Origin of the sequence: Polyangium sp. 6x1 (genome assembly GCF_029946515.1) — a bacterium.
GTDB lineage: Bacteria > Myxococcota_A > Polyangia > Polyangiales > Polyangiaceae > Polyangium.
Genome location: NZ_JARZHH010000004.1, coordinates 198,953 through 225,398 on the forward strand (window position 1 = coordinate 198,953; position 26,446 = coordinate 225,398).

General features: G+C 69.2%; 17 protein-coding genes. 10 read left to right on the forward strand and 7 right to left on the reverse strand.

All coding sequences use genetic code 11. From position 1 onward, the window contains the following. Window positions 1-78: 78 nt before the first annotated feature. From atpA to QHF85_RS07090, 3 genes are all read left to right on the forward strand, one after another. The gene (gene atpA, locus QHF85_RS07080) at window positions 79-1,863 is read left to right on the forward strand and encodes a F0F1 ATP synthase subunit alpha (RefSeq protein WP_281326300.1); all 1,785 of its coding nucleotides are present in this window, start codon (window positions 79-81) and stop codon (window positions 1,861-1,863) included. 3 nt (window positions 1,864-1,866) lie between these two features. Next, the gene (atpG, locus tag QHF85_RS07085) at window positions 1,867-2,802 is read left to right on the forward strand and encodes an ATP synthase F1 subunit gamma (RefSeq protein WP_281326301.1); all 936 of its coding nucleotides are present in this window, start codon (window positions 1,867-1,869) and stop codon (window positions 2,800-2,802) included. 90 nt (window positions 2,803-2,892) lie between these two features. Then, complete coding sequence (locus QHF85_RS07090) at window positions 2,893-3,504, forward strand: L-threonylcarbamoyladenylate synthase (RefSeq protein WP_281326302.1); 612 nt, start codon at window positions 2,893-2,895, stop codon at window positions 3,502-3,504. Window positions 3,505-3,525: 21 nt separating this feature from the next. On the opposite strand, the gene QHF85_RS07095 is transcribed toward QHF85_RS07090, so the two are convergent. Next, on the reverse strand, window positions 3,526-6,147 hold the full coding sequence (locus QHF85_RS07095) for a PBP1A family penicillin-binding protein (protein WP_281326303.1): 2,622 nt from the start codon (window positions 6,145-6,147) through the stop codon (window positions 3,526-3,528). A gap of 42 nt (window positions 6,148-6,189) precedes the next feature. Beyond that, a complete protein-coding gene (locus QHF85_RS07100) occupies window positions 6,190-7,560 on the reverse strand; it encodes a serine/threonine-protein kinase (protein WP_281326304.1) in 1,371 nt (456 codons plus the stop codon). Window positions 7,561-7,774: 214 nt separating this feature from the next. Here QHF85_RS07100 and pgeF point away from each other — a divergent pair, with 214 nt between their 5' ends. Continuing rightward, window positions 7,775-8,518, forward strand: a complete 744-nt coding sequence (pgeF, locus tag QHF85_RS07105; RefSeq protein ID WP_281326381.1) for a peptidoglycan editing factor PgeF — start codon at window positions 7,775-7,777, stop codon at window positions 8,516-8,518. Window positions 8,519-8,642: 124 nt separating this feature from the next. Here the strand turns inward: pgeF and QHF85_RS07110 are convergent, their stop codons facing one another. Further along, window positions 8,643-9,632 (reverse strand): zinc-dependent alcohol dehydrogenase family protein, encoded by a 990-nt coding sequence (locus tag QHF85_RS07110; RefSeq protein ID WP_281326305.1) that lies wholly within the window; start codon window positions 9,630-9,632, stop codon window positions 8,643-8,645. 6 nt (window positions 9,633-9,638) lie between these two features. Then, entirely contained in the window at window positions 9,639-12,857 is a 3,219-nt protein-coding gene (locus QHF85_RS07115; protein ID WP_281326306.1) for an AAA family ATPase, read from the reverse strand. Between the two features lie 327 nt (window positions 12,858-13,184). On the opposite strand from QHF85_RS07115, the gene QHF85_RS07120 reads away from it, so the two are divergent. The 3 genes from QHF85_RS07120 to QHF85_RS07130 all read left to right on the forward strand — a co-directional run bounded on the left by QHF85_RS07120 (window position 13,185) and on the right by QHF85_RS07130 (window position 15,261). Beyond that, window positions 13,185-13,574 (forward strand): hypothetical protein, encoded by a 390-nt coding sequence (locus QHF85_RS07120; RefSeq protein ID WP_281326307.1) that lies wholly within the window; start codon window positions 13,185-13,187, stop codon window positions 13,572-13,574. 29 nt (window positions 13,575-13,603) lie between these two features. Further along, window positions 13,604-14,470, forward strand: a complete 867-nt coding sequence (locus tag QHF85_RS07125) for a hypothetical protein (protein ID WP_281326308.1) — start codon at window positions 13,604-13,606, stop codon at window positions 14,468-14,470. A gap of 83 nt (window positions 14,471-14,553) precedes the next feature. After that, a complete protein-coding gene (locus tag QHF85_RS07130) occupies window positions 14,554-15,261 on the forward strand; it encodes a glutathione S-transferase N-terminal domain-containing protein (protein WP_281326309.1) in 708 nt (235 codons plus the stop codon). A 50-nt stretch (window positions 15,262-15,311) separates the two neighbouring features. Here QHF85_RS07130 and QHF85_RS07135 read toward each other — a convergent pair whose 3' ends face one another. Next, a complete protein-coding gene (locus tag QHF85_RS07135; RefSeq protein WP_281326310.1) occupies window positions 15,312-16,697 on the reverse strand; it encodes a cystathionine beta-synthase in 1,386 nt (461 codons plus the stop codon). Between the two features lie 183 nt (window positions 16,698-16,880). On the opposite strand from QHF85_RS07135, the gene QHF85_RS07140 reads away from it, so the two are divergent. After that, window positions 16,881-18,875, forward strand: a complete 1,995-nt coding sequence (locus QHF85_RS07140) for a serine/threonine-protein kinase (protein WP_281326311.1) — start codon at window positions 16,881-16,883, stop codon at window positions 18,873-18,875. Between the two features lie 11 nt (window positions 18,876-18,886). Then, complete coding sequence (locus tag QHF85_RS07145) at window positions 18,887-21,514, forward strand: radical SAM protein (RefSeq protein ID WP_281326312.1); 2,628 nt, start codon at window positions 18,887-18,889, stop codon at window positions 21,512-21,514. A 3-nt stretch (window positions 21,515-21,517) separates the two neighbouring features. On the opposite strand, the gene QHF85_RS07150 is transcribed toward QHF85_RS07145, so the two are convergent. Continuing rightward, window positions 21,518-22,867, reverse strand: a complete 1,350-nt coding sequence (locus QHF85_RS07150) for a hypothetical protein (RefSeq protein WP_281326313.1) — start codon at window positions 22,865-22,867, stop codon at window positions 21,518-21,520. Between the two features lie 30 nt (window positions 22,868-22,897). On the opposite strand from QHF85_RS07150, the gene QHF85_RS07155 reads away from it, so the two are divergent. After that, window positions 22,898-25,735, forward strand: a complete 2,838-nt coding sequence (locus QHF85_RS07155; protein WP_281326314.1) for a radical SAM protein — start codon at window positions 22,898-22,900, stop codon at window positions 25,733-25,735. A 66-nt stretch (window positions 25,736-25,801) separates the two neighbouring features. Here the strand turns inward: QHF85_RS07155 and QHF85_RS07160 are convergent, their stop codons facing one another. Continuing rightward, the gene (locus tag QHF85_RS07160) at window positions 25,802-26,140 is read right to left on the reverse strand and encodes a helix-turn-helix transcriptional regulator (RefSeq protein WP_281326315.1); all 339 of its coding nucleotides are present in this window, start codon (window positions 26,138-26,140) and stop codon (window positions 25,802-25,804) included. Between the last annotated feature and the right edge of the window lie 306 nt (window positions 26,141-26,446).

The window sequence follows — 26,446 nt, forward strand, 5'->3', positions numbered from 1 at the left end:
CGGTAGGCCGACCGAGCCCCCAGAACTTCCACCGCCCCTCGCACGGGCCGGGTCGAAACAGGATCAAGGACTTCCCCCATGCAGCTCAGAGCCGAAGAGATTTCCCAGATCATCAAGAAGCAGATCCAGAACATCGACAAGGCCGCGCTCGTCACCGAGGTGGGCACGGTGCTCACGGTCGGCGACGGTATCGCCCGCGTGTACGGCCTCAGCCGCGCGATGGCCGGCGAGCTCGTCGAGTTCGTGGGCGCGGGCGGCGAGACGCTCGCGGGGCTCGTGCTGAACCTCGAGGCCGACAACGTCGGCTGCGCGATCTTCGGCGACACGAGCCTCATCAAGGAGGGCGACTCCGTGAAGCGCACGGGCCGCATCCTCGACGTGCCGGCGGGCGAGGCCGTCGTAGGCCGCGTCGTGAACGCGCTCGGCATGCCGATCGACGGCAAGGGCCCGATCGAGACGAAGGAGCGCCGCCGCGTCGAGGTGAAGGCGCCCGGCATCATCCAGCGCCAGCCGGTGAAGGACCCGCTCCAGACGGGCATCAAGGCGATCGACGCGATGATCCCGATCGGCCGTGGTCAGCGCGAGCTCATCATCGGCGACCGCCAGGTCGGCAAGACGGCGGTCGCGATCGACGCGATCATCAACCAGAAGGGCAAGGGCGTTCACTGCATCTACGTCGCGATCGGCCAGAAGCTCAGCACGGTCCGCCAGGTCGTGGATCGGCTCGAGTCCTACGGCGCCATGGAGTACACGACCGTCGTCGCCGCGACCGCGAGCGAGACGGCGCCGCTGCAGTACATCGCGCCGTACACGGGCGTCACGATCGGCGAGTACTTCCGCGACACGGGCCGCCACGCGCTCTGCGTCTATGACGACCTCTCGAAGCAGGCCGTCGCGTACCGCCAGCTCTCGCTGCTCCTCCGCCGCCCGCCGGGCCGCGAGGCGTACCCGGGCGACGTCTTCTACCTCCACTCCCGCCTGCTCGAGCGCGCGGCGAAGATGGCCGACGTCTTCTGGGTCGTGAAGAAGGGCACGCCGGCGCCGCCGCACGGAGACCGCGACTACCGCGGCGCCGACGGCAAGATCCACATCGGCGAGCAGGGCAAAGAGTCGTCGCACCACAGCCTGAAGGAGATGGGCAGCGACTACGAGATCATCAAGGACAAGTGGTCCGGCGGCTCGCTCACGGCGCTCCCCGTCATCGAGACGCAGGCCGGTGACGTCTCGGCGTACATCCCGACGAACGTCATCAGCATCACGGACGGGCAGATCTTCCTCGAGGCGGACCTGTTCTTCTCGGGCGTTCGTCCGGCCATCAACGTCGGCATCTCGGTCAGCCGCGTCGGCGGCAACGCGCAGATCAAGGCGATGAAGAGCGTCGCCGGCACGCTCCGCCTCGACCTCGCGCAGTACCGCGCCATGGCGGCGTTCGCGCAGTTCGCGGGCGACCTCGACGCGAAGACGCGCAAGCAGCTCGAGCGCGGCGCGCGCATGGTCGAGATCCTGAAGCAGGGCCAGTACGTCCCGCTCTCGGTCGAGAAGCAGGTCCTCATCATCTACACCGGCATCAACGGCTACCTCGACGACCTGCCGGTCGAGTCGCTTGGGCAGTTCGAGGAGGAGCTCTACAAGTACGTCGAGGCGAAGCACGCGACGCTCTTGCCGGAGATCGCCGAGAAGAAGGCGCTCGACGACGAGCTCAAGAAGAAGATCAACAAGGCGGTCGAGTCCTTCAAGAAGACCTTCGTCCCCGGCGGCAAGTCGAAGCCCGCCGTCGAGGAGGAGGAAGCCGAGGCCCCGAAGGCCGAGGCGAAGGCCGATGGCAAGGCGGCCCCGAAGAAGGCCGCGAAGAAAGCGAAGTAAGCCGTGCCTTCGCTCAAAGCGATCCGCAAGCGCATCACCAGCGTCCGCTCGACGCAGAAGATCACGCGCGCGATGAAGATGGTTGCTGGCGCGCGGCTCAACCGCGCCCAGCAGCGCATCACGGAGCTGCGCCCCTACGCCGTCAAGACGCAGGAGGTGCTCGCGGCGATCACGGCTTCGGCGCGTGCAGCGAGCGCGCAGGACAGCGCGCAGGGCGTGTCTGCGGAGACCGAGGTCGTCCTCGAGCGTCCGCTTCACCCGCTGCTCGTCGAGCGCCCCGAGCGCCGCGTGATGCTCCTGATCCTCACGAGTGATCGTGGCCTCTGCGGCGCGTTCAACACGAACATCAACAAGCGCGCCGAGCGCGAGTGGAAGAGCCGCGTCGAGCAGGGGCAGGAGGTGATCATGAAGGTCATCGGCCGCAAAGGCCGTGACTACATGAGCCGCCGCAACGCCCCGAACCTCGGCTACCTCCCGGGCGTCTGGGAGAAGCTCGCCCTCGAGACGGCGCAGCGCGTGGGCAAGGAGATCCTCGATCCCTTCCTCAAGGGCGAGGTCGACAGCATTTACGTCATCTACAACGAGTTCAAGAGCGCGGTCACCCAGCAGGTCGTGGTCGAGCGGCTCTTGCCCGTTCGTCCGCTCGCCGAGGAAGACCAGGCCGCGGCGGCGTCGGCGACCGAGTTCCTCTTCGAGCCGAGCCGCGAGGCCCTGCTCGACGTGCTCGCGCCGATGTACGTCGACATCTCGCTCCTGCGCGCGCTCTACGAGTCGATGGCGAGCGAGTTCGGCGCGAAGCTCACGGCGATGGATGCGGCCACGAAGAACGCGAAGGAAATGGTCGAGCGCCTGACGCTCGAATACAACCGCGCGCGTCAGGCCGCGATCACCAAGGAGCTCATGGAGATCATTGGTGGTAGCGAGGCGCTGAAGGACTAAGTCCTTCGACGTCGAGCTTCGGGGGCGCGTCGCTCGGACGGGCCGAGCCGCGCCCCACCACCCGCACCTCCTCACCTCCGAGCCGCACCCGTGGCCATCCTCCTGCCCATCAACCCCGAGCACCCCGAGCCTCGCAAGATCCGGCGCGCCGTCGAGATCCTCGAGAAGGGCGGCGTCATCGGCTACCCGACGGACACCGTCTACGGGCTCGGCTGCGACCTCTTCAACAAGCAGGCGATCGAGACGCTCTACCAGATCAAGGGGATGCAGCGAGACAAGAACCTCGCCTTCATCTGCCCGGATCTCGGGGACATCGCGCGGTACGCGATCGTGGAGAACGCGGCGTATCGCGTGCTCAAGCGCTTCCTGCCCGGTCCGTATTGCTTTGTGCTCCAAGCGACGCGCGAGGTACCGAAGATCGTGCAGATGAACAAGAAGACCGTGGGCATCCGCGTGCCTTCGAACCCCGTCACGCTCGCGATCGTGCGTGAGCTCGGGCGCCCGATCATCAGCACGACCGCCGCGCCGCCCGGCGAGGAGCCCATGGTCGACCCCTGGGAGATCAAGGAGCGCTTCCCCGCCCTCGAGCTCGTCCTCGACGCCGGCGCCGGCGGCAACCTGCCCACGACCGTCGTCGACCTCAGCGAAGGCGACGTGCGCATCCTGCGCGAGGGCGCAGGTCCCATCGACGACCTCGTTTGAGCTCGAACGAACGCCGGAGCCTCAAGGCTCCTTGACGTGAACCTCGTCGCCCTCGCCGGGCGCCCCCTCGGGCTTCAGCGTCGGCACCGGGATGACGGGGAGCGGCTCGGCCGCGCCCGCCTCCGCGCCTTCCTCCGCCTCGCCCGTCTCCGCGTCCGCCTCGCCGTCCGGCGCGGCGTCGACGCCCGCGTCGGGCGAGGTGTCCCGCAAGAACACCTCGTCGATCGCGTTCTCCTGCCCCTCGTACGCGAGCAGGCCCGTCTCCGGATCGATCCGCTTGTGCTCGAGCCCCGCGGGCTCCACGGGCGCTCGTTTCGGTTTGCCCGCGTGCGCCTCCCGCATGAACTCCACGAACGCGGGGAGCGACGCGACCGCGCCCGTCTCGCCCGCGCCGAGCGGCGCCGCGTCGTCGAACCCCGTCCACACCGCGCACGCGATGTCCATCGAGTAGCCGACGAACCACGCGTCCTTCGACTGGTTGCTCGTCCCGGTCTTGCCTGCGATCCATCGATCGATCGCCTTCGCGCGCGTCGCCGTACCTCGCTCCACCACGGTCCGGAGCAGGCTGTTCACGAGGAACGCCTCCTCCTCCGTGAGCACGCGCTTCGGCTCCGGCTCGTCGTCGAGCTTGATGTCGACCCCGTTCGGCCCCGTGATCCGCGTGATGAGCCGCGGCTTCTTGTACTCGCCGCCTGCCGCGAGCACCGCGTACGCCGCGGCCATCTCGCGCGGCGTCACCTCGTAGGCGCCGAGCGCGAGCGACAGATCCGCGCCGAGCTTCGACTCGATCCCGAGCTCCTGCGCGAACGTCATCACGTTCGCCGGACCGAGCTCCTGGATCGACCACACCGCCGCGACGTTCACGCTGTGCGCGAGCGCCTCGCGCAGCCGCGCCGGGGTTTTTCCTTCGCTCTCGTCGTAGTTGTTCGGCTGGTAGCCCTTCAGCGCGAGCGGGTTCGTCTCGAGCAACGTGGCCGGCGTGAGCTTGCGCGTGTGGATCCCGTACGCGTAGACGAACGCCTTGAACGTCGAGCCCGGCTGCCTCTTCGCGAGCGTCCGATCGAGCCCGCCGCGCACGCCCTCGTAGCCGCCGACGAGCGCCACGATGTCGCGCGTCGCGACATCGATCGCCACGAGCGCCGACTGCGGACCGAGCTCCAGGCGTAGCCCCGCCGGCTGCGCCTTCTCCTTCGGCGCGGGCTCCGGCGTCGGCTCCTCCGCGCCCGGCTCGGGCGCGCCATGGCGAGGATCCGCGGCCGACGCGGCGGCCTCCTTCGGATCCACGAGGCTCACGCGCAGCACCTTGCCGACCTTCGCGAACTGGCTCGGCAAGAGATCCTTCGGGTTGTACCGGGTCTTGCCGCGCAGATCGACCGCGCCCGCGAGCGCGCCGATCCGCACGAAGAGCAGCCCCTTCGTGTCGTCGTGTCCCGTCACGACGCCCGCGTACACGCGATGACCGACAGGCTTCGGCGCGCCCTCGAACGCGGGCGGCTCCTTCTTCCCCGGCGCGAGCGGCGCGACCATGTTGTGCCGCTTCAAGTACCCGTCGAGGCTCGACCGCACCGCGCCGCGCGCCTTCGACTGCATCGTCGGATCGATCGTCGTCGTGATCGTGTAGCCGCCGCGATCCGCGTCCGGACCCACGAGCGCGCGTAGCGTGCGCTTCGCTTCCTCGACGACCTCGGGCGCGAGCTCGCGCATCTCCTCTTGCGCGGGGGCGAGGTTCACCTCCTCGGCGCGTGCGCGCTCCACCTCTTCCGCCGTCGCGAAGCCCTTCGCGAGCATCTGCCCGAGCACGTACTCGCGCCGCTTCTTCGCGCGCTCGAGGCTCACGCGCGGCGAGTAGATGCTCGGCCCCTTCACGATCCCCGCGAGCAGCGCCGCCTGCGAGAGCGTCGCGTCGCGGATCGACTTGCCGAAGTAGTAACGGCACGCCTCCTCGATCCCGTAGCGCCCGTGCCCGAAGTAGATGTGGTTCAGGTAGAGCCCGAGGATCTCGTTCTTCGTGAGCTCCTGCTCGATGCGACGCGCGAGGATGACCTCCTTCATCTTCCGGTCGAACGTGCGCTCCGACGTGAGCAGCACGTTCTTCACGACCTGCTGCGTGATCGTGCTCGCGCCCTGCCTCGTCCCGCCGCGCAGGTTCTTGTAGAGCGCGCGCAGCATCCCCGGATAGTCGAGCCCCTTGTGCTCGTAGAACGCCGCGTCCTCCGCAGCGAGCGCCGCGTAGCGCACGTGCGCGGGCAGCGACTCGACGTCGACGATCGTGCGCCGCTCGACGAAGAGCTCGCCGAGCACCACCTGACCGTCGCGCGCCATCACGCGCGTCACCTGCGGCGGGCGGTAGGTCTTGAGCTCCTCCGTCGACGGAAGGTCCGCATCGTAGTGCCGGATCGTGAGCGCCACGCCGAGCATCGCTGCCGCCGCGAGCAGCACGATCGCGATCCCCACGCGACGCACCCATCGCTGGATGGCGCGCTTGCGCCTCCGCGCGGCGCGGCGCTTCTCGCGCTCGTCGTCGCTCGTCGTCTTCGCCTCGTTCGGCGCCTCGGCGGTGCCCTTCACCTCGTTCGGCGCTGCGGGCACGCTCTTCCCAGTGTCGCTACCGTTCTGCTCTTCGGGGGGGCGATCGGCCGGCATGATGGGTGTCTCGGAAACGCCGAACGCGTTTCGGATCGTCCGCTAGCGGAGCAGCTTGAGGACGATGACCGCGAGCAGCACGCCGACGATCAAGAAGCCCACGGCCACGCCGACGAGCGTGAGCGTCGACGGGCTGCCCTTCACGACGACGGGCGCGGGCGCGGGCGTGGGACCGGACGCCGACCTCGACGCGGGCGGCGCGATGCGCAGGGACGACGGGCCTTCGTTGCTCCCCGACTTCATCGCCGGCCGGACCGCGTGCGGCGATGGCATCGGCCGCGGCGACGAGAGCGGGTTGCCCGTGCTCGTCATCGGATTGGCGCCGTTCGGCTTGCGGTTCGAGGGCGCGCCGTCGACCGCGGCCGACGCGGCTGCGCCTCCTTGCCGTGACGACGAGGGCGCGGGCGCGGGCGGGGGCTGCCGCTGCGACTCCGGCTTCTGCTCCGGCATGTGCGCGACCTCGGCGTGCGAGCGCGACGCCTTCTCGAGCACCTCCATGCTGCTCGCGGGGAAGAGCCCGGAGAAACCCTTGCCTCCGCCCGGTGCGTACGGCTTCAGCGCGTCGGCGAAGTCCGCGGCGGTCGTGTATCGATCCTCGGGCCGCTTCTCGAGCGCCTTCGCGATCACCGTGCCGAGCCCTTGCGGGAAGGTTTTCCCCGGAACGCGCGTCTCCAGCGCGAGCGGCGGCTTCGTCACGTGGTGCTGGATGAACTCCATCGGCGTGCGCGCGTCGAACGGCAGCTTGCCGGTGAGCATCTCGTAGAGGATCACCGCGAGCGAGTAGATGTCGCTGCGCGCGTCGAGCGGTTTGCCCTGGGCTTGCTCGGGCGACATGAACTCCGGCGTCCCGAAGACCATGCCCTCTTGCGTGAGCATCACGGAGCCTGGACGCAGCTCGCGCTCGGTGACCTTCGCGAGGCCGAAGTCGAGCACCTTCGGGAAGTCGCGCAGACCTCCGTTGGTGGACAAAAAGATGTTCTCGGGCTTCAGGTCGCGATGGACGATCCCTTGCGAGTGCGCCTCTTGCAGCGCGCCGCAGACCTGGATGAGCACCGGGATCGCGCGATCGAGGCCCATCGGCCCCTCTTTGCGGACGATCTGGTTGAGGTTTTTCCCCTCCAGGTACTCCATCACGATGTAGAGCGAGCCGTCTTCGAGCTCGCCGTAGAGCAACACCTTCACCGTGTTCGGGTGCGTCAGGTGGCTCATCGCGCGTGCTTCGCGGCGGAACCTCGAGACGAGGTCTTTGCGGTTCGCGAGCTTCGGATGGAGGATCTTCACGGCCACCATCCGGTTCATCGCCGGTTGCGCGGCCTTGTAGACGGATCCCATCCCGCCCGAGCCGATCTTCTGCAGGATCTGGAACTGACCGCCCAGAATGTCTCGGCCGATGTTCGGGTCTTGCGGGCGCATCGGAGCTTCAGCCGGAAAATATCACCTCGCCGGCCTCCCTCGTCCATGACAGCCTCACGTCCGGCGAGGAAGATCCGTGAAAAGCCTGAATGGAGAGCAGGCGTCCCAACGCCCCACGCCAACCCGGGATTCCGGAAGCCCCCCGGCAGAGGCCCTCGAGACCCCCCCCGGAGGGCCCCCTCTGGCGAGCGCGCCGAGCCCTGTTTTCTCGGCAATTCTCGACGCCGAAGGCTTCCGCCACGCGTTCTTCACACGAGCCGGCGGGGTCAGCCGTGCCCCCTGGGACTCCCTCAACGTGGCCGCCGCCGCCACCGGCGACGATCCGGCCGCCGTGAAGGAGAACATTCGTCGTTGCGCAGCGGCCCTGGGTGTGCCCGTGCCGCGCCTCTACATCCTCAGCCAGGTTCACGGGACAGACGCCCACATCCTCGACGGCACCGAAGACCGCGAGGAGGTCGTGAAGCGTCACGGCGACATCACCGCCTCACGCACGCCCGGCGTCGCGTGTGGCGTGCGCTCGGCTGACTGCGTGCCCGTCTTGCTCGCCGATCGCCGGAGCGGCGCCGTCGTCGCCGTGCACAGCGGTTGGCGCGGCACCGTGGCGAACGCGGCGGGCGCAGGTGTCGCCGTGCTCCGTACGCTCGCTTCGTCTCCGAGCATCGTCGCGGCGATCGGCCCGCACATCGAGCCTTGCTGCTTCGAGGTCGGCGACGACGTCGCGGCCTCGCTGCTCGGCGCCTCCGATGCGGGCGACGACGTCGTCGATCGCAGCCGCGCGCGCGCGCACGTCGACCTTCGCCGCATCGTCCGCGCGCAGCTCACGGCCGCGGGCGTCGAGCCCTCGCGGATCGACGACGTCCGCGGCTGCACCGTGTGCGACCCCGAGCGTTACTTCTCGTATCGTCGCGACGCCGCGAAGAGCGGACGGCTCCTCTCCGCGATCGTCGCGCGCGCCTGACGAGCAGGCTGTCGATAAACTTGCTGCGCGCCCTGGATCGTCGGTCGTCGTCCTCGGAATCCTGGAGGATTCCTGCGTCCTCCTCCCTAGCTCCAGGGCGCTCGCTGCGTTTCTCGACAGCCTGCTAACTGCCCTGCGGGACGAGGACGATCTTGCCGCTGCGGCCTTCGCGCTCGGCGTGCGTCACGGCGTCCTTGATGCGATCGAGCGTGTACGTCGCCTCGACCGGCACGGCCACGGCGCCCGTCGCGACGAAGCCCGCGAGCTGCTTCCAGAGATCGCGCAGCTCCTCCTTCGGGATCGTCGCGAGGTGCGAGGCGAGCCAGAAGCCGCGCAGGTGGATGTCGCGGAACACGAGATCGTTCGTCGCGATGTGCCCAGGCTGCCCGCTCAGCATGCCGTAGCTCACGACCGTGCCGCCGCGGCCGAGGCAGCCGGCGATGCGCGTCGTCGCGCCGCCCGCGACCGCGTCGAGCCCGAGCTTGATCGACGCGCCGCGCGTCGCCGCGGTGATGCGCTTGCCGAGCTCGGGGCCGTCGACGAGCACCACGTTCGCGCCGAGCGCGCGCAGCGGCTCGCATTGCGACGCGCGCCGCACCACGTTCACCGTCTTGATGCCGCGCTCCTTCGCGAGCGTGACGATCCACCGGCCGATCGCGGAGTTCGCCGCGTTCTGCACGAGGAAGTCGCCGGGCCCGAGGCTCACGAGCGCCGTCAGCAGGAAATGCGCGGCGAGCGGGTTCATCGTCGCCATCGCGAGCTCTACGGCCGGCACGCCTTCCGGCGCGGGGATCACGTCCTCGGCGAGGACCTTCACCCGCTCGCGCCACGCGCCTGCGCTGATCGGCAAGAGCACGCGCAGGCCTCGCTCGATCCCGCGCACGTTCGGGCCCACGTCGATCACGCGGCCCACGCCTTCTTTTCCGGGCACCGTGGGCAGCCGCGGCAGCGCGCCGTAGATGCCCGACAGGATCAAGAGGTCCGACGGGTTGATGGGCGTCGCCTCGACCGAGACCGTGATCTCGCCCTCGCGCGGCGGCTCCGGCTCGGGCACCTCGAGGTAACGAACCACCTCGGCCGGGGGCCCGAACGCATCGACTCGAATTGCCTTCATGTCTCGCTAAAAGGGCCGCTTCTTCAGGTCCTTGACGTCGCCGGGCGGGCTGTCCTCGGGTTTGTCCTTCATCAGCCCGCGTAGCACTTCCTTCACGTCTTTTTGCGGCGGCCGTTCGTCCGAGGGCGACTTCTTGTCGCCGCTCGCGCTCGGCTCGCGGCTCTTCGCGTCGCCGAGCTGCGAGGCCGCCATCGAGCGCTGCAGGAGCACCTGCGCGATCTTGCGATGGTAGGCCTGGCGCGTGTTGTGGAGCAGCGACTCGTACGCCGTGTCCTGCACGAGCACGTACTTGAACGTGTACGTCGCGCGCGGAATGCGCCCGCGCTGGTAGAGCACGTCCGCCTCGACGAGCCGATCGAGCTCGCGCTGCAGCGCCGACGGATCGATCGGCGAGACGGCCTCGATGAGGTCGTAGGTGAACTCGCGACCGAGGATCGCGCCGAGCTGCGCCACGCGTTTGGCGGAGCCGAGCCGATCGAGGCGCGCCATGAGCGAGTCGCGCAGCGTCGCGGGGATCGCGAACGCGGGCAGCGGGCCCGTGAGCTGGTAGCGACCGCCGCGCTCCTCGAGCAGCCCCGACTCGAGCAGCATCTTCGTCACTTCCTCGACGAAGAGCGGCACGCCGTCCGTCTTCTCGACGAGCTGATCGAAGACCTCCGAGGGCAGCTCTTTCCCCTTCGTGATCTCCTCGACCATCATCTTCACGCGCTTCGGCGTGAGGCGGCTCAGGGTCACGGTGCTGACGTGCGAGCGCGCGGGCCACGGCGGGACGAACCCGGGGCGCGCCGTCCCGAGCAGCATCGCGCTCACCGTCGGCAGGTCGTGCACGATGTCGCCGAGGATCGCGAGCGTCGAGGGATCGGCCCAGTGCAGATCCGCGAACATGATCACGACGGGCCTTCGCCGCGCGAGCGACTCGATCGCGGTGAAGAGCACCTCTTGCAGCTTCGCGCGTTGATCGTCCGCGGGCATCGCCGTCGGCGGGTAGCGATGCCAGACCGGCAGGCCGAGCAGCGCGCCGAAGAGCGGCATCACCTCGGGCAGTTGATAGCCGTAGTGCGTGAGGGCGCGCTCGAGCTTGCTGATCTTCTCCTCGGGCGTGTCGCGCGGGACCAGCACGAAGAGCTGGTTCACGAGGCCCGCGATCGGGAAGAGCGGCCGGTCGCGCTGATCTTGCAGGCAACGCGTCTCGACCCAGGTGTGCGGCGAGGCTTCGAGTCTGTCGCGGAACACGCGCGTCAGGCGTGACTTGCCGATGCCCGCCTCGCCCGAGATCAAGAGCAGCTGCCCCGATCCCTCTTCCACGCGGGCCCAGCGATCGAGCATCAGGCCGAGCTCCAGATCGCGGCCGACCATGGGCGTGAGCCGGCCCGTGGTCATGCCCTCGATGCGGCTCTTCGCGCCGCTCTCGTCGCTCACCTGGTACGTCTCGACCGGCTGCGGATAACCCTTCAGCGTGCGCAGGCCGAGGCCCATGCACTGGTAGTAGTTGCGCACGAGCCGGTAGGTCGTCCCGCTGATGAGCACGGTGTTGCGCCGCGCGAGGTTCGCCAGGCGCCAGGCCATCGTCGGCGTCGCGCCCGCGATCGCGGCCTGCTTGGTCACCGCGTCGTCGATGATCTCCCACGTCAGCACGAGGCCCGTGTGCACGCCGACCCGCACGTCGAGCAGCGGTTTGTCGTGGCGGCTGTTCAGCTTTTGCGCCGTCTCCACGAGCTCGAGCGCCGCGCTCACGGCGCGCCGCGCGTCGTCCTCGCGCGCGATCGGGTAGCCGAAGTACGCGATCTGCCCCTCGCTGAGCGGCTGCGCGGTCTGGCCCTTGTAGCCCTTCATCACCTGCGCGAACGCGTCTTCGTACTCCTTCATCGACTCGCGCAGCTTCTGCGGATCGAGCTTCGAGGCGTTCTCCGTCGAGGGGAGCAGCTCGTACGAGACGATCGTGAGCTGCCGGCGTTCGCCCTCGGGTGTCAGCGTGTCGCTGCCGGCGCGCAGCACCGTCCCGATGCCCACCTGCATCGGCTCTGAGCCCTTCGGCGACGGCATCGGCGTCACGGTCCCGGGCTGCGCCTTCGCCTCGGCCTCGGCTTTCGCTTGCGCCTCGGCCTCGGCGACCTTCTTCATGTTGTGGCGCGAGCGCGACGAGGGGCGCGTGTGCGTGCGCTCCCGCTCCGATCGCGCGAGCCCGCCCGAGGGCATCGTCGCCGGCGGCGGCGGGTTGCTCGGCGTCTGCGGCAGGTGCTGCGGGCGCAGCGTCTCGGCGTGCTCGGTCATGCGGACCGGATCGCCTTCGACCTTCGGCGCCTGGCCCGTGAGCATCGTGCGTTGCGCCTCGTTTGGCTTCTCCGGCGGACCGATCCCGAGGCTCTCGGCCAGCGCCTTCACCTGGTCCCACACGGTCGCGAACCGCTTCTTCGGGTCCCGATCACACGAGCGCAAGAACCACGCGTCGAACGCCTCCGGCAGGCTCGCATCGCGGACCGACGGCGCTTCCATGGGGCGCGTCAGGATCTCGACGAGCAGCTCCGCCATCGTGTGGGCTTTCCAGTAGACGAGCCCCGTGAGCAGCCGGAACGCGATGAGCCCGAGCGCCCACATGTCCGCGGGCGGCCCGACGCGCGGCGTGTCGCCGGTGGCTTGCTCGGGCGGCATGTAGAGCGGCGTGCCGAGCACCGCGCCCGTGCGGGTCAGGCGCGCCTCCTCGATGTTGCCCTCGTCGCCGGCCATCTTCGAGATGCCGAAATCGAGCACCTTCACGATCACGCGGCCGTCGTAGTGCTCGTGCAGGAAGATGTTCTCGGGCTTGAGATCGCGATGGACGATCCCGAGCGCGTGCGCCTTGTTCAGCGCGTCCGCGACCTGCCAGTAGATGCCCACGACCTCGGCGGCGGGCACCTTCCCCATGCGCTGCACGTAGGCTTCGAGATCCGAGCCGCGGAGCAGCTCCATCACGAGGAACGGCGCGTTGCCGAGCTCGGGCGCCACGTCGGCGTCGATCACGCGCACCACGTGATCGCTGCGGATCCGGGCGGGCAGCCACGCCTCGCGCTTGAAGCGCTTGACGAGCTTCGCATTGGTGCCGACGTGCGCTTGCAGCACCTTCATCGCGAGCTCTTCGCCGGTGTACACGTGCTCGACGAGGTACACCGTCCCCATGTTCCCCTCGCCAATGGGGTGAACGACGCGATATCGCGAGGCGATGAGCTCGGGGATCTTCTCCGGCAGCATAGTCAGCGACGCGCACCCCACCGGGCGGGCGGCCGGGCAGCTTCGTTCCCGTGCGCGCGCGCGTGGCAGGCGTGCCTCGATGCGCGCGCGACAGGGACAGGGAAGGGCATCCCGAACATCGTATTCTTCCTCTTAGCGCCTTACCAGCCTTCTACATGTGGATCGTTCGCCTCGCCGCGCGTGGTTGCCTTACGGAACGTCGGCAATTTCTTCGCGCCTGGTCACCTCGCTTGCCACCACCCGCCGCGGGATCGATCGCTCCATTCTTGGCCTCGGGGGGCCCCTCCAAGGTAGTGTCGTGTCCCACGCCACCGGAGGTTCTCCTACATGAAGAACGAACGACGCAGAAAACGGAGCGAGATGGTCCAGGAGGCCGCCTGCCTGTATCTCGAAGCCGTGATCGAGAGGAGCCGGATCAAGGCCATGGCGCTCGCGAGCGACGAGGGTCTGCTCGTGGCCGGGGCCGGGGCCGGGTACGACCACGACTGGCTCGCGGCGCTCGGCGTCGTGGAAGGGCAGCCCCATTTCGACGACGTGATCGCCGAGATCACGCGCGGCGAGGGGATGGTCTCGTTCGACGTCCCCGTCCATGGCCGCGTACTTCGGCTCTCGGCTGTGGGGAAGATGCCTCCTTCTCTCGAAGACGCGAGCGCCGCGCTCTCGCGGATCTTCGCGCCTCTCTTCGGGGCCAGCAGCCCGGTCGTCGCGTCTTCCTGAGCTCGCTCCCTTTCTGATACCGTCCGGCGGTGCTTACCCTCCGGCCGAACTCTGCCATTTTTGCGCTTCTCGCGGCGTTCTCCGTCATTGCGACTGGCTGCGCGCCTGCGCTCTCCAGCATGCAGCCGGCGCACGTGGCGCCGAAAGGCCACGTGCAGGCCGAGCTCGGGATGGACGTCTCGGTGCCGACCGGCCCGATATCGGACCTCGTCGAGGTCGCGACGGTGCTCGTCGACGCCTCCGGCGACCGTGAGCTCACGCAGGCCGAGGTCGATCAGATCTACGACGCGGCCGGCGGCCTTTTCCTGAATCCGCCTTCGGTGACGCCGCACATCGGCGTCGGCTACACGGCCGTCGACAACCTCGAAATCTCGCTCCGGTTCGCCACGAGCTCCATTCGCCTGGGCGGCCGTTATCAATTCTTGAACAAGGAGCGGCACGGCGTCGACGCCACGGCCGGGCTCGGCCTCGGCTATTACGTCTTGCCCTTGCCGCTCGGCGATACGCTTCAAATCATCGAGCTCGAGGATTTCTCGCGCTGGCAGATCGACGTCCCGATCGCGTTCGGCACGCACGGGAGCTGGTATCGCCTCTGGGGCGGACCGCGGTTCATGTACACGCATTTCGGCACCTCGCTCCGGCTCGCGATCCCGGAGGTCGTCGCGGACGATATCGTGGGTCGCACGGAGATCGCGTCGTTCGGCGGAAATGCGTTTTACGTGGGCGGACAGGGCGGCGTGGCCGTCGGCTACAAGCACGTTTTTTTCGGTTTCGAGCTCACGCTGGTGCAGCTCATCTCGAATGGCACCCTGAAGGTGCTCGACAAAAACGTGCGCGAGCTCGACCACGGTAGCTTCATCGTCTATCCGGCGCTCGGATTCATGGGCGAGTTCTGAGCTCTCGGCGCCGCGTTTCGTGCATCGTGTCTTGGCGGGGCTAAGATGTCGTCGCGCCGACCCGCGGCGCCCGAGGAGGCACGATGATCGATCTTCATTACTGGCCGACGCCGAACGGCCGCAAAGTCAGCATCATGCTCGAGGAGGTCGGGCTCCCGTACCGGGTCGTCCCGGTGAACATCGGGCGCGGTGAGCAGTTCAAGCCCGAGTTCCTGGCGATCAGCCCGAACAACCGCATGCCGGCCATCGTCGACCACGACCCCGAGGGCGGCGGCGCGCCGATCAGCGTCTTCGAATCGGGCGCCATTCTCGTCTATCTCGCCGAGAAGACCGGCCGCTTCATGCCGAAGGACGCGCGCGGCCGGGCTGAAACGTTGCAATGGCTCTTCTGGCAAATGGGCGGGCTCGGCCCGATGGCCGGCCAGGCTCACCATTTCCGCGTCTATGCGCCCGAGAAGCTCGAATACGCGATCGATCGATACACGAAGGAGGTGAACCGCCTCTACGGCGTCATGGACAAACGCCTGTCGGACCGCGACTACCTCGCCGGTGACTATTCGATCGCGGACATGGCCGCCTGGCCGTGGATCGTCCCGTGGAAGGCGCAGGGGCAAAACCTCGATGATTTCCCGCACTTGAAGCGCTGGTTCGACGCGATCGAGGCCCGCCCGGCGGTCGAGCGTGGTCGCGCCGTCGGCCGCGAGCTCGTGCAGAACCAGAGCCCGACGATGGACGATGAGGCGAAGAAAGTCCTCTTCGGACAAACGGCCGCCACGGTGCGCGGTCGCTGAGGGAGGGAAGGGGGGCGAGCTCGGCCCTTGCGCGCTCGCCCCTGCCTGGCTCAGACCGCGGGCTCGGCCGCGCGCTTCGCCAGGTAGTCGATCAGATCGATCTTCGAGATGATGCCGACGACCTTCGTGCCGTCGGTGACGATCGCGACGCGCGCGTCGTTCAGGACGCCCTTCAAGAGCTCGACCTTCGTGTCGACGGTGACCGTCGCGTATTCGCTCTCGATGAGCTCCTTGATGTGCGAGTCGAGGCTGCCCTTGCCGCCGACGAGGTGGCGGAGCAGGTCGACCTCGTGCACGAGGCCGCAGAGCTTGCCCTCGTCGACGATGGGGATCTGGCTGATCCCGTGGGTCTTCAGCTTGCTGATGACCTCGCCGACCCGGTCCTGCGGCCGCGCCGAGACGACCTCGCCGAGGGTCTTGCCCGCGAGCAGATCGCGCACCGTGCCGAGGCTCTTCTCTTCTTCGAGGAAGCCGTTCGAGCGCATCCAGTTGTCGTTGAAGATCTTGCCGAGGTACTTCGAGGCCGCGTCGGGCAGGAGGATCAGGATGTTCTCCTTCCGGCCGCTCTGCCGCGCGTACTTGATCGCGCCCGCGACGGCCGCGCCCCCGGATCCGCCGACGAACAGGCCCTCGAGACGCACGAGATCACGCGTCATGAGGAAGCACTCCTTGTCGTCGACGCGGATGACCTCGTCGAGGATCTCGAGGTTCATCGTGCTCGGGAAGAAGTCCTCGCCGATCCCCTCGACCTTGTAGCTGAAGGGCTTCGTGATGCGGCCCGTCTTTACGAAGTCGTAATAAAGCGAGCCCACCGGGTCGACGCCGACGAGCTTGATCGCGGGCTTCTTCTCGCGGAGGTACTTGCCCGTGCCGCTGATCGTGCCGCCCGTGCCCATGCCCGCGACGAACACGTCGAGATCCTCGCCGACCTGCTCCCAGATCTCGGGTCCCGTCGAGAGGTAGTGCGCGCCCGGGTTCGAGGGGTTGTGGTACTGGTTCGCGTAGAAGCAGTTCGGCGTCTCCTCCGCGATGCGCTTGGCGACCTGGTAGTAGCTGCGCGGATCGTCGGGCTCGACGGCCGTGGGACAAACGACGACCTTCGCCCCGAACGCGCGCAGGGTGTCGACCTTCTCCTGCGACATCTTGTCGGGCATGACGAAGACGCATTTGTAGCCTTTGACGGCCGCGTTCATCGCGAGCGCCGCGCCGGTGTTGCCGCTCGTCGCCTCGACGATCGTGCCGCCCGGCTTGAGCCCGGCCGCCTCGGCGTCCCGGATCATGTTGATGGCGACCCTGTCCTTGTGGCTCCCGCCGGGGTTCAGGTACTCGCACTTCACATAGATGTCGCTCGCGATTCCCTCGGTCACCTTGTTCAGCTTGACGACGGGAGTCCGACCGACGGCCTTCGTGATGTCACTCAGGGCGCCTCGCATCATGGGGGACGTTTCTAGTAGGCCACGGGAACCGATACAAGCTTTGTCGGGCACAGCCGCGCGCACCGAATCCGGGTGGTGTGCGTGCGGACGGACGGGAAAAAGTGCCACGATCGCCCGCAAATGGCCTTACCCTCGGAGGGTGGCCGCGCGGCGCCGAGCGCGCGAGGTGGCCCGTCCCTCACCATGGCGGATCGAGAGATACGCGCGCGATACGAGCTCCTCGGAGGCTCCCACGGCGAGCCGGTGAGCCTCTTCCGCGCGCTCGATCGCGTCACGGGCAAGGCCGTCGCGGTCAAGATCCTCCGCGGCGCCTCTCCGGATGACGCAGCGCGTTTCGCGCGCGAGACGAGCATCCTCGCGACCCTCGATCACCAGGCGATCGTGCGGTACCTCGATCACGGGACGACCGAGGCGGGCGAGCCGTTCCTCGTGATGGAGTGGCTCGACGGCGTCACGCTCGCCGAGCGCCTCGCCGAGCCCGCGCCCCTCGCGCTCTCCGAGTCGATCACCATCGCGACGCGCGTCGCCGAGGCGCTCGAAGCCGTGCACGCGCTCGGGATCGTGCACCGCGACGTGAAGCCCGAGAACGTCCTGCTCGTCTCGGGCAGGCCCGACGACGCGCGCCTGCTCGACTTCGGCATCGCCCGCGCCACGAGCCCCGCGCGCGCCTTGACGTGCGACGGGCTCGTCATCGGCACGCTCGGGTACATGGCCCCCGAGCAGGCGCGCGGCGAAGGCGAGATCGACGCGCGGACGGACCTCTTCGCGCTCGGCTGCTTGCTCTTCGAATGCATCGCGCGGCGCAAGCTCTTCGCGGACGCGACCGAGGGCGAGGTCCTCTCCGCGGTGCTCCACACGGCACCGCCGCGCCTCGCCACGATCGCGAAGGGCGTGCCGCCCGCGCTCGACGATCTCGTCGCGCGGCTGCTCCACGAAGACCCGGCGTCGAGGCCGCAGAGCGCGGCGGCGGTGCTGCGCGCGCTCGCCGCGATCGACGTCGAGGAGGCCATCTCGGAGCGACCCCCCGGCGCGCCGCCTGCGCTCACCGAGCGCGAGGTGCGCACGCGCGACGTCACGGCGGCGCGGACGTTCGGCGAGGCGAGTGCGGAGCTGCTCGGCGCGCCGTTCGTGGGCCGGGAGCGCGAGCTCGGCGCGCTGCTCTCGGCGCTCGAAGCGTGCCTCGAAGAGGTCGCGCCGCGCGCGGTGCTGGTGACGGGCCCGCCGGGCATCGGCAAATCGCGGCTCGGGCGCGAGCTCGTGCGCGAGGCGCGGCGCCGCGGGATCACGAACGTGGCAATCTCGCGGGCGGGGCGCTTGACCGCGGACACCTCGATCGACTGCGCGGAGGCGCTCTCCATGGCCCGCGCGGGGCGCCCCGCGATCATGATCGTCGACGACCTCCACGGGTGCGACGCGCGCACCATCCACGCGCTCGGCGACGTGCTTTGCGAGCTCTACGATCGCCCTCTCTTCGTCCTCGCGCTCGCGCGGCCGGAGCTCTTCGACGAGCTCGGCCACACGGCCGGCGTGACGTTCACGCAGGTGATGCCGCTCGCGCCGCTGCCGCGCAAGGCCGCGGTCGAGCTCGCGCGCGGCTGGCTCGGGGATCGTGCCGAAGCCTCGCGCGTGGACCGACTCGTCGATCGCGCGGCGGGTTCGCCCCTCGTCCTCGAAGAGCTCTCGCGCGCCGAGCTCGAAGGGCGCGGCGACGAGCTGCCGACCTCGGCGCGCTCGCTCCTGGAGACGCAGATCGGCGCGCTCGACGCCGAGGCGCGGCGCACCCTGCGCGCGGCGAGCATCTTCGGCGACGTCTTCTGGTCGGGCGGACTCTCGGCGCTGCTCGGCCACACGCGCACGACGACCGAGAGCGGCAGGCTCCGCGTGCTCGTCGATCGGGGCTTCGTCGTGCCTCACGCCGACAGCCGTTTCCCCGGGGAGCAGGAGCTCGCCTTCCGCCACACGCTCGTGCGGGAGGCGGCGTACGGCATGCTCACCGAGGCCGATCGCGCGCTCGGGCACGCGCTCGCCGCCGCGTGGCTCGAGCAGAAGGGCGAGCGGGATGTCGTCCTCGCCGAGCACTTTTCCCGTGCCGGGGACCACGCCCGCGCCGCGCTCCACGCCGAGCGGGCTGCGCGGGCCGGGGACGGACACTTTCGTCCCAAGCCTGTCCGCTGGTAGCATCGATCGCGATGACGGACGCGCACGGCAAGCGGCAAGCCCTCCTCGTCGCCGTCGCGGGGAAGCCGGAGTCGGCGCCTCGGATCGTCTCGCCCCTCTCGCGCCTCGCGCGCGCCGCGCGCATCGTGCCCACGACCGCGACGGAGGCCCTTCGCCGCGCGCCCGATCTTGCGGCGAAGCTCGCGGGTGAAGGCGGTTGCCTCGTCCTCGGCGAGGACGTGCCTGTGGACGACGCGCGCGCCCTCGTCGCGGCGACGTCCGGCGTTCGTATCGTCGTCCCTTCGGCGCTCGCGCATGCGCTCCGGGACATGGCATCTCCCGACGTGATCGACGCGGGCGCGCGCGTGCTCGAACCGATGTTCCTCGCGCTCGTCGAGGAGGCGCGGCGTGCATCGATGGGCGCGCTCGTGGGTTTGTCCGTACGATCGCCGGCGGGCCGACGTGTCCTGCGCGCGGCCTCCACGCGCACGCCGTTCGTCGACGGCGCGCGGATCCCGTTCGACCTCTCCGCCGACGCTGCGGCGCGGATCGCCCGCCTCGCTGCGGGCCCGTTCGCGCTCGCGGACGCGGTCGTCCCGGGCGCGGCGCCGGCGCTCGACGTCACGGAGGTCGTCGCGCTCGCGGGCGCCGATCGGATCGTCTGCCACGCGCGCATCGGCGACGTCGTCGTCGAGGTCGACCTCGACGAGGAAATGCAGGGCGAGGGCCCGCTCGAGGTCGAGGCCGTCATGCGGCGCGGCGCGCTGGTTTGTCGCTGGAGCAAGCAGGGCGCATCTCTCACGCGAAAGGCGCTCCTCCGGGACGGCCCTGTGCGGCTCGAGGTCGTCCCGAGCCCCTTCGAGGTCGCGACGCGCCACGCATTGGCTGCGCCTCGCGTCGCGGACGCGCCCTCGCCGGCCTCGCTCGCCGGCGCCGCGGCGTCGGTCGAAATCGCGCGGGCGAGCCTCGACCGGTATGCGACGCGCGCGAAAAACCGACCGATCGAAATGGTCCTCGTGCACGTCCCGCGGTATCGCAACAGCTACGACGAGCTCGAATTGCCCTCGCTTGCGGCTGCGCGGCTCGCGGCGTTCGTCCGCGGTCACGGTTTTTTCACGCGCATTCACGATCTCCAGATCACGCACGCCGACGATCGGCTCGATGCCTTCGCCGACGACGCGGCCGTCGACGGCTGGCTCGCTGGAACAGAAAGCCCCGCGGTCGCGGCGGCGGCCGAGCACATGTGGAATTCGTTCGGCCCGGAGCTCGTCCACGCCGCTGCATCGGGCCGCCGGGCGCTGGTCGGGTTTTCCATCGTCGATTACTTCGGCCATTTCCAGATGAACATCGCGGCGTGCCTCGCGCGCCTCGTGAAGGAGCGGACGGGTTTTCCCACGGTGCTCGGCGGCGAGCGGGATCAGGTCGACGGCGACCGCGCGCTCGGCACCGGAAAAACCTTCGATTACGTGGTCGACGGCGACGGCGAGATCCCGCTCCTCGGCCTCTTGCACCTCGAAGCCTACCGGGATCGGCGCGCGGCCGACATTCCGGGCGTCTGGTCCCGCGAGGGCGAGAGTGTCACGAAAAACAAGCTCGTCCGCTCGCACCTCAACGCCATGCCGCGCCCCGATTTCGACGACGTCCCGTTCGAGCTGTACCGCGGCAAACCCACCGAGCGCCTCCTCGCCGCCCTCGCGCGGGACGGCCTCTACCACGGCGATTCCGTCGAGCCATTCGCATATCTGCCTTACGGATTCGTGAAGGGCTGCACCGCGAAATGCGAGTTTTGCAGCGCCAAGGAGTGGCTCGACGTCCAGTCGCCGGAGAAGACCGCGGACGAGCTCATCGCGCTCTCCGAGCGATACGGGGTCCGGGACTTCATGTTCCTGAACAACCTCGTCAACGTGAGCCCGCGCCTGCTCGAGCGCCTCTGCCGGCGCCTCGTCGATTCCAAGGCTGGCTTGCAATGGACCGACTCCTGCCGCCCCACCGACATCTCCGCCGAGCTCGCCGCGCTCATGCGCGCGTCGGGCTGCCTCCTGCTCAATTACGGCGCCGAGAGCGGCAGCGACAAGATCCTCGAATTGATGAAGAAGGGCCTGCTCTCGCGGGACATCGTCGAGACGCTCCGGAACACGCACGGCGCCGGCATCATCAACCGCGTCAATTTCATCGCCGGGTATTTCCACGAGACCGAGGAGGACGTCGACGCCACGGTGCACCTCGTCGAGACGCTCGCCGAGGAGATCGACATCGTCGGCTGCTTCCAGGGGTTTTACCTGTTCCCCGGCATGGGCGTCGTCCCCGAGGACGCGGGCATCGTGCTGCGCCCCGACTTCGACCGATTGAAGACGGGGCAGGTCACGCTCGCGTACGACGAGATCGGCGGATTGAAATGGGAGGACAAACGCGACGTGATCGACGCGTCGCGCAATCGAATCCTCTCCCGCATGGGCGAGCTCGGCATCCGCACGCTCGACAAGATCAATGAGTACGATCTCTTCTGGATGTCGCGGCGCTACGACAAGGCGACCGTGACGAAGTATCTGCTCGAAATTCCGCCGCGGCCTGTGGGGCGGCGCAACCAGGCCGCGATGGCCCCGGGCGGGCAGCGAGGGCGCGTGGACGCGATCCCCGGCGGATCGGGATATCTCGGCTGAAGGTTATCCGGACGAACCGCCGAACGGTAAAAGCACCCCGAGCCGGGGCGAGGTTCGTCCGAGGCGCCGCGTGAACGAGGCGCCGCGCACCTCGAAGAAATCGTCCGTGCAGACGAGCGTGCCGCCGCCTTCGAACAAGGCGCCAAACAGCTTTCGCGCGAAAAGCTCGCCGGCGGGGTCGAGGGGGGCCGGGGCGGGCAGGAATCGCGCGGATTCGAAGGTGATCGCGGCGCCTTCGATGCGGGCGTTTTCGAGCGCGACGGCCCGCGCCTCGTCGAGATAGAGCACCGGCCTCGCGAGCGCGGCTGTGAGCGCCTCGGCCTGCGCGCGCGGGAGCGAGGCGACGACGCGCGTGGCCAGGGAGGCGGCGCGCGCGCAGCCGAACGAGCACGGCGTGAAGGGGACGACGCGTCGCACGGCCACGTCGAGCAGCGAATGAAACGAGGCGCCGAGCGCGCGGGTGCGCGCGGCCGTGACGTACACGAGCGCCGCGTTGTTCCGGCGATCGGCGAGCGCCACGAACGCGGCCGTGCAGCAGGCCGGATAGCCGAGCAGCTCGCCGATCGCGGCCGCGTTCCGGGACGAACCCTGCTCCCAGAGCGAGGCCGCCCGTGCGGCGAGATCCGGGTTGGTCGAGAAAAACGCATGTACGCTCGCCTCGCCCGACGCGCCTTCGATGCGCCGCCCCGTCGCGCCCTCGACCGCGAGCGGCGCGGCCTCGGCGCGCGCGAGGGCCATCGCCGCGCCCGGGTGCCGCGCGCGCGCCGCGTCGAGCGAGCGGGTGGGCACCACCAGATAAAGCACGGGTTTGTCCCCGTTCGCGAACGCGACCTCCTCCAGGTTCTCGGACAAACCCGGCACGGGCGCGTCCATCGGCAGCGGCGCCGCGGCCTCGGCGGCTTTTTCCCAGGCGGCATCCACGTCGAGCCCGATCGCGGCCGCTTGCCTGCTTTGCCCGGAGGCCGCGCGCACGGCCATTTCCCACGCGGCGACCTCGGGCGCGCCCACTTGAACGCGCTCTCCCCCCGCGCGCACGCGCTCGTATCCGCGCGTATCGTCGTGCACGAAGAGATCACGCCCGAAGCTCCGCGCCCGCGCGGCGAGCTCCCATTCGCGCGCCTGTTCGAGCGCGCCGCGGCGCAGGACCACCGCCTTCACGCCCCGTTCGAGGCACAGGCTCGCGCGGAAAAAACCTTCGTCTCCGCCCGAAGTCACGACGGCCGCGCGCGGGTCCTTCGCGAGCAGCGCCTCGATGCCTTCGAGGCCAGCGCCTTCGGGCTCGACGTGCACGTCCCCGTCCGCCGCCGCGAGCGAGACTTCGCCTTTGCCGAGGAGGATGACGGGCTGCCGCACCCGGTGTAGCCTACGGGCTTCCGGGCCCCAATGCGATCTTTGCCGCTCGTTCGCGAGGCGGGTGTGCCGCCGCTCTCCTTGCCTGCCCCCGACGCGCGCGGCGAAGGCGTGCTCCCGGCGGCCGTGCTCAGCCTGCACAGCCACCGGGATCGGTCGTTCCTGGACGACGTGGGCCTGCACCACATCGCGGGCGCGATGCGCGCCGCGGGCCTTGCGGGCGATCTCGTCGTGGCGCACCTGCCGCGTGGTGCCGAGACCGACGCGAGCGACGCGTGGGACGCGCTCGTCCGTGCGCTCCGCCCGTATCCGACGATCCTTTACGAGCGGCTCTGGAGCGCGGCGATCGTCACGCGCCTCGCCCGCGAATTGCCCGACGCCACGTTCGTCCGCCTCGTCGGCGAGCACGACCTCTCGGACGCGCCGGCGAGCCACGTTTGTCCGGCAGAACCACAGGCGGTGGTCGCGCTCCTTTGCGCGCTCGCGGGCCGCGCCGTGCCGACGGAGCCGCTGCCGCGGTATGCGCCGCTTCTCCGGCCCGTGGTTGCGACCGAGGATGCGCGCCCGCGGTTTCCGTCGTTTCCGATCACGGGAAACACGGGCTGCCCGTACCAGGCCGACGCGCGGGAAAACCCCCTGTATGCGGGCACGACGATCCCCGAGGGCGCGGGCCGCGGCTGCGGGTTCTGCACCACGGGCAACCATTACGAGCACAAGTCGCGCGACGAGGCGCTCGCCTGGGCGCTCGTGCAGCTCCGATATCTGCGCGCGAACGCACCGGAGATCGAGGCGCTCGTCCTGCGCGACCAGAACCCGTTTTATTACCTGACCGAGCTCGTCGAGGCGGCCGAGGCGGAAAAGCTCGGGCCCTTCACGCTGCTCATCGAGTCGCGCGCCGACTGGTGGCTCCAGAACACGGCCCGCTTCACGCGCGCGCTCGCGTCCGCGCGGCGCTCGTCGATCCGCCTCGCGCCTTTCCTCGTCGGCGTGGAGAACTTCTCCCAGCCCGAGCTCGATCGCTTCAACAAAGGCGCGACGCAGGAGACGCTCGTCCGCTTCCTCGAGGCGCTCCGCCGCTGGAACACCGAATACGCGCCCGCGATGGACCTCTCGCACGCGGCGTTCGGCTTCATCCTGTTCACGCCGTGGACCACGATGGAGGACCTCCGGACGAACCTCGCGTGCATCCGAAAGACCGGCATGCACGAGCTCCGCGGCCACCTCTTGCTCTCGCGCGTGCGGCTCTATCCCGACACGGCGCTCTACTGGCTCGCCGAGCGGGATGGCCTGCTCGCCGATGCCTACGAGAGCCCCGAGGACGACGCGAGCGCGCGATATGGGTATCTGCCCGCGCGACCATGGCGGTTCCAGGACAAACGTGTCCGCCACCTCGCCGAGCTCGCGGCCGCGGCCATCCGGCGAAGCGGGGGCCGCGACGAGCTCACGCTTTTCGAGACGCTGCTCGCGCTCGTCTCGTCCGCGGCCGATCCGGCGCTCTTGACGGTGGACGACGTCGAGCGCGCCATGGCCGCGAAGGGCCAGCCGCGCGGCCGTGACGTGGCCGGATCGAGCGGCGTCGTCTTTCGGGATCCGCCGAGCGTCGAGCATGAGGCGGCCGAAAAGAAACGCGCGCTCGCCCGGGCGCTCGTGAACGCGCCGTCGCTGCCCGTGGACCTGCCCGCGTTCGGGCTCGCGCTGCTCGACGTGAATGCGGACAAACATCACGTCGAGCTCGTGCTCGGCAAACGGGATCCGATCGCGCGCCTGCGCCTCGGCTGGGACAAGGCCGCTGGCATTGCCACGGTGGAGGTTTGTCCGAGCGTATCCGAGGCCGCGCGATGGACGAAGGCGTTCGAGGCGATGGCGGCGCGGCTCGTCGTGGCGACGACGAAAGAGCGATGGGAGCGCGCCTCGGGGATCGCAAAGGAGCTCGCGCGGCTGCCTCTGGGCGTGCCGCTCGGCTTCTTTCGCCAGATCGTGGCGGGCGTCGAGCCGCTCGAAGCCATCGTGCGGACGGGCTTCGGCTGCAACCAGGATTGCGGCATGTGCTGGCAAGGCCGCGATTGGGGGCGTTACGGGCCCGAGCAGGTCGTTCGATGGATCGAGGACCTGTGGGCGGCCGGCGCGCGTTCGCTCATCGTCTCGGGCGGCGAGCCCATGCTCGACCCGGAGCTCATTCGTTATGTGGAGCGAGCGCGCGCGCTCGGTTTTACCGGCGTGACGCTCGAGACGAACGCCATCCAGGCGAGCAAGCCGGGGTATGCCGTGCGCCTCGCGAAGGCGGGCGTGACGCAGGCGTTCGTCTCGCTCCATAGCGGCGACGCGGCGGTCTCGGACGCCATCACGCGAGCGCCCGGCACGCACGAGCGGACCGTGCGGGGCATCCATGCGCTGCTCGACGCGGGCATCCCGGTCGCGCTGAACGCCGTGACGACGGCGGAGGGCATCGACGAGCTCGGGGCGTTGCCCGATTTCATCCACGACACGTTCGGCCGCCATCCGAAGCTCCTGCATCTCATGATCTCGTACCCGACGATGCCGTTCGATCGTTCGCTCGTGGGGACGATCGTGCCGGATCCCGCGCGCCTGCGGGCCGCGCTCCGGAAGGCGCTCGATCGCGCGTTTGTCCTGGGGATCATGGTGCGCGGGCTCGAGGGGCCGTGTGGCCCGCCGCTCTGCGCTTTCGACGCCGACGAACGGTTCATCTCGGGCAAACCCATCCCCGGTCCGGTCGAGTTTCGTCGGAAGGTCCCCGCGTGCGAGCGCTGCGCCGTGAAATCGGCGTGCTTCGGCGTCCGGCACATCGACGTGGAGCGCTACGGAGAAGCGTGGGTCCAGCCGATCGAGCGGCGTTCGTCGGGGCCTTCTTGAAAAAAAATCGGGGCCGCTTTTCAGGGCGGTCCCGATTTCGGGATCGGTGAGATACGTGCGCCGGGATCAGCGTTTACGGAGACCGAGCTGCACCTGGAGCTGACGGCGGAGCTTGCGGACCTGATCCGTGGGGAGCTTGCGGACGAGCTCCGCGGCGTGCGCGCGCTCGTCTTCCCCGGGGAAGGTCAGCAAGTAGAGGGGCGGCAGCGAGAGCCCGTGGGCGAGCCGGGAGATGGTCTGGATCGTGATGGCTGCGAGCCCGTGTTCGACGCTGGAAAGGTGTCCTTTCGACAGCTCGCTCGCGTCCGCGAGCTCAGCCAGGGACATGCCTCGTTCCAGACGAAGCTCACGGATGCGGCCACCCACCTGCGTTGCGAAAGGATCCGGTACGGTTCGTCGCGGCATGGCGTTTCTTTCGGGACGTCCTCACGGACGACCCCGCCGGCCCTCCTCGTGCCGGATCAAGGAAGTGGTTGATTGCTGGTCCTGTTGCCTGGTTTGTCGTCGGGCGGGCGCAGGCCCCACGTCCACCCTGTTATGCTTTTGGGCGAGCACGACCCTACTATGCACTGTTCCGACGAACCTTGGCAGTGGAAAATACGGTTTCATTGATGGAACTGCCCCCGAGCCCCGTTTGTCGTAGGAGCTCATCGTTGTAAGTTGAATTACGTATCGATGCACGCGCGCACGCTCCCCTCCCGAGGCGATCGG

Coding starts and splice junctions, on each gene's coding strand:
- QHF85_RS07130 (WP_281326309.1), top strand. CDS start 14,554: ATGATCGATCTTCATTACTGGCCGACGCCGAACGGCCGCAAAGTCAGC.
- QHF85_RS07145 (WP_281326312.1), top strand. CDS start 18,887: ATGACGGACGCGCACGGCAAGCGGCAAGCCCTCCTCGTCGCCGTCGCG.
- QHF85_RS07155 (WP_281326314.1), top strand. CDS start 22,898: ATGCGATCTTTGCCGCTCGTTCGCGAGGCGGGTGTGCCGCCGCTCTCC.
- QHF85_RS07115 (WP_281326306.1), bottom strand. CDS start 12,857: ATGCTGCCGGAGAAGATCCCCGAGCTCATCGCCTCGCGATATCGCGTC.
- QHF85_RS07160 (WP_281326315.1), bottom strand. CDS start 26,140: ATGCCGCGACGAACCGTACCGGATCCTTTCGCAACGCAGGTGGGTGGC.
- QHF85_RS07135 (WP_281326310.1), bottom strand. CDS start 16,697: ATGATGCGAGGCGCCCTGAGTGACATCACGAAGGCCGTCGGTCGGACT.
- QHF85_RS07095 (WP_281326303.1), bottom strand. CDS start 6,147: ATGCCGGCCGATCGCCCCCCCGAAGAGCAGAACGGTAGCGACACTGGG.
- QHF85_RS07100 (WP_281326304.1), bottom strand. CDS start 7,560: ATGCGCCCGCAAGACCCGAACATCGGCCGAGACATTCTGGGCGGTCAG.
- atpA (WP_281326300.1), top strand. CDS start 79: ATGCAGCTCAGAGCCGAAGAGATTTCCCAGATCATCAAGAAGCAGATC.
- QHF85_RS07110 (WP_281326305.1), bottom strand. CDS start 9,632: ATGAAGGCAATTCGAGTCGATGCGTTCGGGCCCCCGGCCGAGGTGGTT.
- QHF85_RS07120 (WP_281326307.1), top strand. CDS start 13,185: ATGAAGAACGAACGACGCAGAAAACGGAGCGAGATGGTCCAGGAGGCC.
- QHF85_RS07140 (WP_281326311.1), top strand. CDS start 16,881: ATGGCGGATCGAGAGATACGCGCGCGATACGAGCTCCTCGGAGGCTCC.